The following is a 6,581-nucleotide window of genomic DNA, read 5'->3' as shown; positions in this document are numbered from 1 at the left end:
ATGCACGCTAACTTGCTCTCCTTTTGTGGACACCATACCTAATTTACCACGGTTTGAGCCTTAACTGAACCGTATTGCACTTTAGTGGACTTTTGCTTTGAGGCAGGGAATTCATTCCCTGCCGGAATTAACGTCACAACTGAAGAAGACTGTATAAAAAAGTGTGATATCAGTCCACTTTAGTGGACTTTTGCTTTGAGGCAGGGAATTCATTCCCTGCCGGAATTAACGTCACAACCCCTGCCGGAATTAACGTCACAGCCCGTAACTATTTCCTCTGTTCCCTTCTTTGCAAATCCCGCAATTGCTTCTCTACCTTTTCCGCCATTGGCAAATCTCCCAAACTTGTATATCCATCTTTTGCCATTCGCAAATATTTCATAGCTTCCAGATTATTTCTCATCGCTGAATGAACTTGTCCCAATCCGTATCGAGCGGCTGTCAACTCCTCAATATCGTCAGGTTTCGCCGTATTAATCGCCTGGGAATAGTAGACTTCAGCCTGGGGAACCAGTTGTAGCTTTTCCAGATACAGATCGCCCAACGTGCGATAAATTGGCGGTGTTTCCCCGCCTGTTTCTTGTAAGTTTTCTAAAATTTCTCTTGCTTCGGCAATCAAGTTTGTGTTAAGATAAATGGTAGTAATTGCTAATTTTTTAGCGTTTTCGTTAGGTACTTGTTTGTCGATCGCCCCTACCGCATCCTTAACAACCTGAACCTGCTTCTCATCCAGCAACTCAAACTCTGTATCTCTTTCTCCCACAGCACTTTCTGAAGAAACGCCCGTATTCGCCTCGACCATCAATCGGTACCTAACACCCGGTTTCAGCGCCGGTTCTCCCGGATAGACAGCCTCAGTACCGTTAACAGTCATTTCCCAGTTTAATTTCGCTCCATTTTCCCGGAGACTCAACTTATAGCTAGTCGCACCAGCAACCGGATTCCACCGCAAAATTGGCTTGCTGTCGAGCAATTTCGTGCGCCGCGGACTGATAATATAAGGAATTGGCGCGCTATTCCAGGTAATTTTACCGTCGCCGCGATCGGGACATTTAATCAAGTCGGCGCTGCAATCAGCTTTCGACTTTTCCTTGGCTAACAAACAGCTATTCAATTGATTTTCACCCGGTGCGATCGACTTAATTCCCAAATCAGCACATTGGATCGTCAGTTGGGCGTTTTGTGCAGTTCGCAATTTGTCTCCCGGATAAATCGGCGTACCGCTGGTAGGGCGAACAATTCGGCCGTTTTGGCGCTCGATCGCAACTTCCCCGCTACTATGGATAATCAGTCCGTTGGATATTCTGTTACTGGCTGCTAGTGCGGTAGTTGCGATCGAGCTTAATGCTATAAAAGTTGCAATCCTGATTTTCACTTGATATTTCCTTTTATTCGTAAATATTGTTTGGCACTTTGGATACATTGCTCTTGTTCGGGTACGCTAGATTTAGAATATTTAATCGTTTTTTTCCAGTGTTCTAAGGCTTCATGTGGCTTACCTTGAGTTTCCAGAACCCGTGCTAAAAAACAGTGAGCTTCAGGGCTATTGTCTGTCAATCCAATTGCTGTTTGGAAATCTATTTCTGCATCATGATATTGCTGTTCTTTAAAGCGTATCCAGCCGCGATTCTTGATACAAGCCGCTTTTACTCCGTCGTATTTAGCGTTTTCTAAACAAAGGTTGATCGCCTTTAAAGCGGGTTGATGTTTATCCTTGCGGATGAATAATTTAGATATTTGAGCAGAAGCATCAGGAAGTCCTCGCAATACAGCATTTTGCATTGCCTCTAACGCACCTTGATCGTCATTCAATTCGTCGCATAACATAGCTAAATTATAGTATGCTTGTGCATAATTCAGGTGAATTAAGCTTGCTAAATTGTAGAATAATTTAGCAATTAAAGGTTTATTTTGACGGTGGTTTTCCATGCCAATTTGATTCGCAACTGGGGCAAGTATCGGGCCCATTAACATATAACTGCTAGCGGTAGTAGCTAAACCGATTCCCAGGCGCTGCATCAAATTAGAAATAAAAATAGAGATATCGTTGTTTGGGCGATCGCCCTCAGTATCACCCAAAAGAGATCCCACAGCAACAAGCGGGCGATTCCCTACGGGATAGCTGCGCTTCACGCGCTTTAATTGCAGTAAAGTCAACCCGTCAAAAGTTGGCTGCTGACAGAGCACAGGTATGGCACTCGCACCGGGAAACTCAGATTCCCACTTCTGTAAATAATCCTTAGCTTTCCGTACTGCTAAAAACAAAGGATATTCTTTGCTTAAATATCCGAATAAAGACTTAACAAAATCGTGAGCAATTTTATCTGGTATCGGCGCACGCATCACAATCATTGCCGGTAAAGGCAAGCCTCCCGCAACTAAATCTGCTGCCAATTGGAGGCTAGAACAAGAGTTTAAAATTAGCAACTCCAATCCTTGAAAAATTGATTTTTCCAACCCCTCTTTTAAATAGTCTATTGTGACAGTATTATCGCAATCTGCTTGATTAATATGCAGCCATCCCTTGACAGCATTGCTATTGCTATGTCCGCCGTAATATAAAATCTGCCAATTTTTTTCATCTTCTAACAACTTCTCGCGTAGCTTTTCCGGTGTTGGCTGGTGAATAAATTGTAAATCGCAGCGATCGCCAAAAGACCTTTGAAGACTTTTCTGATCTTGTCGCAGATCGAGTCCGTCACTATTACCGGATACACATAAAATTCTACCTCGCGAAGGCAGAGGCATTCCTCCTGTAGTTGCCTTTTTGAGAGCTGTTCTATACTGTGACGGACTTTTGATTATCTCACAATTTTTGTAATCTTCGCGAAATTTCCACGCATCCCAAGGCAGATGCCAATTTTCCGAATCTTTGATTTCGAGAAATACTTCAAAGCACTGAGTTCTGCCACCAACTGCATCGACTACACTTCTAAAATTTTCCTCAATTCCCGCATAAAATTCCTCACTACTCAGCCACAGCCTCATAGATTCATTCAAATATTGATAGATTAATTGAGGATTATCTTCAGAAATATTGGTTGTCCCTGTAGTCTTAACTTTAATTCTAGAAAGGATGTTGCTAGATTGTCCCGCACGACAAATAAGTTGCCATCTTTTTTGCAGATCATCAACTTCCGGGGCTGGTGGCAAACTTCCTTTAAATTTATGAACTGTTGTTTGGTTTTCTTGAAACTCCCCTGTGATGTCAGGAAAACTCTTGTGTAGATCCCCAATCCCTAAACCCAAGATAAATCTTAAGCTCATAAATTAGACGCGAATAGAGTTAATCGAGATATCATACCACAAAATTTTCTGTGACGCTGAAATCATCTAAAGCTACTCGAATACTAAAGCTCTCGTCTCGATCTACTTCAATATCCTTCAGCAAAATGTACCTCTCCTGAATCCTTGATTGTGACTCGGTTAGATTTTTACCGATGTCGGATATTAAGGAAAGTTTAATATTCTGGGGCAGGTAACGTTCTCCGATCGCCGGATGCAGTTGAACGTGAACTCTGACAGTGCGATCGCTCTCTTCAGCAATCGCCACCAACAAAGCAACAGTTGTCCTTCCCAGCCGCATTCCCAAGTCAATCAACTTAGCCCGCGTGACATCGGCTTCAGGAAACCTATTGATGCTACTTTGACTGCCCTGTAACGCAGATTCTTCTCTCGATTTTCCACCTCCTCGTAATGCAAAACTGGGGGTTTTGTCAGGGAAAATTAGGTTTTTAAACTTTTGTTTAGCTTCCTCCAATTGCTGCAAAAATATTTCTGCAACATTTGGCAACCAATTACCTAAATTAGATTTAACCGGATTTTCAATCTCAACAGGAGAAGTTTTTGCCTGCGGGTTAAATACAGCTTCAAAAGGCTGCCAATCAGCCGTAAATACATTCATAAACCACTGACTGAGGTTAATTTTAGATTCCAACAAATGTTCTAGATGCCCTAAGAAATTATCCAGGGAATGCAATTCGCTCAATACTAATTCCCCCGCCTCCGCAGTTGGAGAAAAACCAAGCAATCTCGCTTCCTTTTCCTCCTCATCAATTTCTACAGCAATATAGCCAATGCGTTCTGCCCTTGCTTCCACAGGCACTGGGCAAATCTCAGGCGGATGTGCCGATGAATTCTGGTTGCCATTTTCTGGATTTTGATGCCGATTGTTAATTGGACGGCATTCGATTTTTCCCAATCCTTTAACATACAAATCTCCCGCATCTGCAAACAGGCGAATTACGGGATTCCAGCTATCGCATTGAGTCAAGTCAGTTTCAATATCGATGATTTTTAGATAATCGCGAACTGCCAGCACTGCCAAAGTATTGAGATAAACTTGCTCGTGCCTTTGCGGGTGGCGCTGTTGGGTGGCAAAATGCTGAGCAAGTTGCAGTGCCTTCTGAGTAATTGGCATCGGCAAAGATTCGATTTCCCCAAGATTGCTATGGTTCATTGTTCTGGTACACTCCTGGTATATTTAAAGTTTGATATCCTTGGTCTTCGCAAAATTTTTGCAGCAGATAACGGCAGTCATTATTGAACAATTGATATAAAGTAGAATGCGCGCAGCCAAACTCTTTTGCGAGTTCTTGAAGACTTTGACCGTACAAACATTTGCGCTGCAATAAAACTTGACAATTTATCTGGGGTTTTCCTCTAACGTGTATGCTTTTTAACTCGTTATTTGGATCGGTTTCTATCCATGCGAGAACTTCGTCCACATAGAAAGTTACATCAGGATCGGCGGCGAGATAGTCAATGGGATTGATAGTTTCTTCGTCTTGTTTTCCTTCTGAGGAGGCTATTCGACGGCGGTTTGGTGTGTCACTTTCTTTTATTGGGGCCTGACGACAATCTAACAGCCGCATTTGGAGATAGCGATTTAACCAAGTCGTAATCAGGCTTTCTTCCGGATCGTAAGGTCGTTTTGCTGTGGTAGCTTCACATAAATTTCGATTGAGATAGATCCATGTTTCTTGCAATGCCTCTTCATAGTAAGGTGTTTTTTGTTTCCAGAGTTTGCCGGATTTGAGAATCTCTCGAATTAGTTGATTCAAGAAATGACCTCGCCTGATACTGCCGGGGGGATGCTGGCAAGCTTTGGTGACGAGTTCGAGGATTTGCTGGTGGGCGGGAGCTCGATCGAACTTTTCCGATTTTACTGAGCACCCAACAGCATCGGATTCGTCGGATAAGTGGTCTTCTCCCTCGGAGGGGTTGGATTTATCAGTCATAGTTAAGTGCGGCCGCAACTTTGTTCCTACATTTACTTATCAGGTTGAGTAAGAAAATTTTTTGCGAACTGCCAAAGTTTTTTTGAGCGGATGGTTGAAAATCTTGCTGTGTGGTGGATTTGGCTGTTTGAGTGTAGGTTGAGTTTTGTAAACAGGACTGGTGCTCGTAAACTCGGTTTATAGACACGCTGTGGGATCGATCGCCCTTAAATCCCGAAAACACCCGTTGTTCCGTACTTTCACTCAGTGTTTGCAAAACTTTATCAAAAAATTTGAGAGTTTTGCATAAAACTACCGAGCTCACCCTGATAAGTAAATGGAAGCGAAAGTCAGGCTTTAGGGTCGATCGTTGGCGCTAACAACGAAAACCAGATCGATCGCGCAATCCGGCTATGTCGCAATCCCGAACTCCGGCAAGGGTTGAAACCCCTGCCTCATAGCGAAAGTCGTGTGAAGACGACTGAAGAATTTATCAGTCCTCTTTGAGAGGACTTGTGCTATGAGGCAGGGAATTCATTCCCTGCCGGAATGTGGGGAAAGCGCGTTATTCGATCGCCCTTAAATCCCGAAAACACTTGTCATTCCGTACTTTCACCAGTGTTTGCAAAACTTTATCAAAAAAAACTTGAGAGTTTTGCATAAAACCACTGAGCTCACCCTGATAGATATACAGAAGGGAAATTACGAAGTTCGATCGCACTTGTTGAGATTTATTCAAAAGTGCGATCGCGCGTAACTTCCCGATCGCAATCCGAACCAAATTCCCAACGAATATTGGACAGGGCTTCTGCCGATGTTGGTTTAATCTATTTCCACGGTTGCATTTATTGAGTTGATTTGAACCGGTAATTGCGACGACAGATTTGAAGTGCGATCGCATTTCGCGAGACTTCAGTTTGGGTAAATGACGGATCTACGACAGCTAGAAAGTGCAGAAGTGCGATCGGGCTTGTCGATAGAATCGCTTTGTCAATTTTCAGAACACATTGTATCTACCACGCGAGGATAAAAATCATGGCTACTCCTAAAGAATTTGATTTCGATAAAGTCTACGATAAACTCATTGAACAAGGTGGAAAAATTAAACTTATTTACCTTAATGGTATTCGCACTACTTCTGCAAAGTTTCAGCAAGACTTAGAGGGATTTGATAAGTTATGGAAACTTTCTGGAAACCTTTTAGTCCCTAATAGTTCAGTTCCCCGAGGTGCTATCGATTTAGATATAAAATATCGCAACACTACAGATAGCACAGGAAATGATTTGGGAGCATGTCACTTTTGCGATAAGTATTTATACTTGTGCAGTTTTTCGAGGTCTACCAATTAAGCCATTTAAGTA

Annotated in this window: 6 protein-coding genes; 1 reads left to right on the top strand and 5 read right to left on the bottom strand. The window is 42.7% G+C overall.

Annotated features, from left to right (window positions below; genetic code table 11):
* Positions 1-268: 268 nt before the first annotated feature.
* The 5 genes from QUA90_RS29755 to QUA90_RS29735 form a co-directional block, all read right to left on the bottom strand.
* Positions 269-1,375: a hypothetical protein gene (locus tag QUA90_RS29755; protein ID WP_333328688.1), complete on the bottom strand. Its 1,107-nt coding sequence runs from the start codon at positions 1,373-1,375 to the stop codon at positions 269-271.
* On the bottom strand, positions 1,372-3,267 hold the full coding sequence (locus QUA90_RS29750) for a CHAT domain-containing protein (protein ID WP_333328691.1): 1,896 nt from the start codon (positions 3,265-3,267) through the stop codon (positions 1,372-1,374). The genes QUA90_RS29755 and QUA90_RS29750 overlap by 4 nt, the downstream gene beginning before the upstream one ends.
* Positions 3,268-3,298: 31 nt before the next feature.
* On the bottom strand, positions 3,299-4,459 hold the full coding sequence (locus tag QUA90_RS29745) for a DUF1822 family protein (protein WP_333328694.1): 1,161 nt from the start codon (positions 4,457-4,459) through the stop codon (positions 3,299-3,301).
* The gene (locus QUA90_RS29740; RefSeq protein ID WP_333328697.1) at positions 4,449-5,240 is read right to left on the bottom strand and encodes a sigma-70 family RNA polymerase sigma factor; all 792 of its coding nucleotides are present in this window, start codon (positions 5,238-5,240) and stop codon (positions 4,449-4,451) included. Before QUA90_RS29740 ends, QUA90_RS29745 begins: the two co-directional genes overlap by 11 nt.
* A gap of 544 nt (positions 5,241-5,784) precedes the next feature.
* Positions 5,785-6,120 (bottom strand): hypothetical protein, encoded by a 336-nt coding sequence (locus QUA90_RS29735; protein ID WP_333328700.1) that lies wholly within the window; start codon positions 6,118-6,120, stop codon positions 5,785-5,787.
* Positions 6,121-6,254: 134 nt separating this feature from the next.
* On the opposite strand from QUA90_RS29735, the gene QUA90_RS29730 reads away from it, so the two are divergent.
* A complete protein-coding gene (locus QUA90_RS29730) occupies positions 6,255-6,569 on the top strand; it encodes a hypothetical protein (RefSeq protein ID WP_333328703.1) in 315 nt (104 codons plus the stop codon).
* Positions 6,570-6,581 lie beyond the last annotated feature (12 nt).

Origin of the sequence: Microcoleus sp. D3_18_C4 (assembly GCF_036702355.1) — a bacterium.
In the GTDB taxonomy this organism is placed as follows: domain Bacteria; phylum Cyanobacteriota; class Cyanobacteriia; order Cyanobacteriales; family Microcoleaceae; genus Microcoleus.
The sequence above is the reverse complement of the archived record's forward strand: the minus strand, read 5'-3'. Positions and strand labels throughout refer to the sequence as shown.

Excerpts from the sequence above, each read along its gene's own strand:
- QUA90_RS29750 (WP_333328691.1), bottom strand. The coding sequence starts at position 3,267 with ATGAGCTTAAGATTTATCTTGGGTTTAGGGATTGGGGATCTACACAAG.
- QUA90_RS29745 (WP_333328694.1), bottom strand. The coding sequence starts at position 4,459 with ATGAACCATAGCAATCTTGGGGAAATCGAATCTTTGCCGATGCCAATT.
- QUA90_RS29740 (WP_333328697.1), bottom strand. The coding sequence starts at position 5,240 with ATGACTGATAAATCCAACCCCTCCGAGGGAGAAGACCACTTATCCGAC.
- QUA90_RS29735 (WP_333328700.1), bottom strand. The coding sequence starts at position 6,120 with ATGCGATCGCACTTCAAATCTGTCGTCGCAATTACCGGTTCAAATCAA.
- QUA90_RS29730 (WP_333328703.1), top strand. The coding sequence starts at position 6,255 with ATGGCTACTCCTAAAGAATTTGATTTCGATAAAGTCTACGATAAACTC.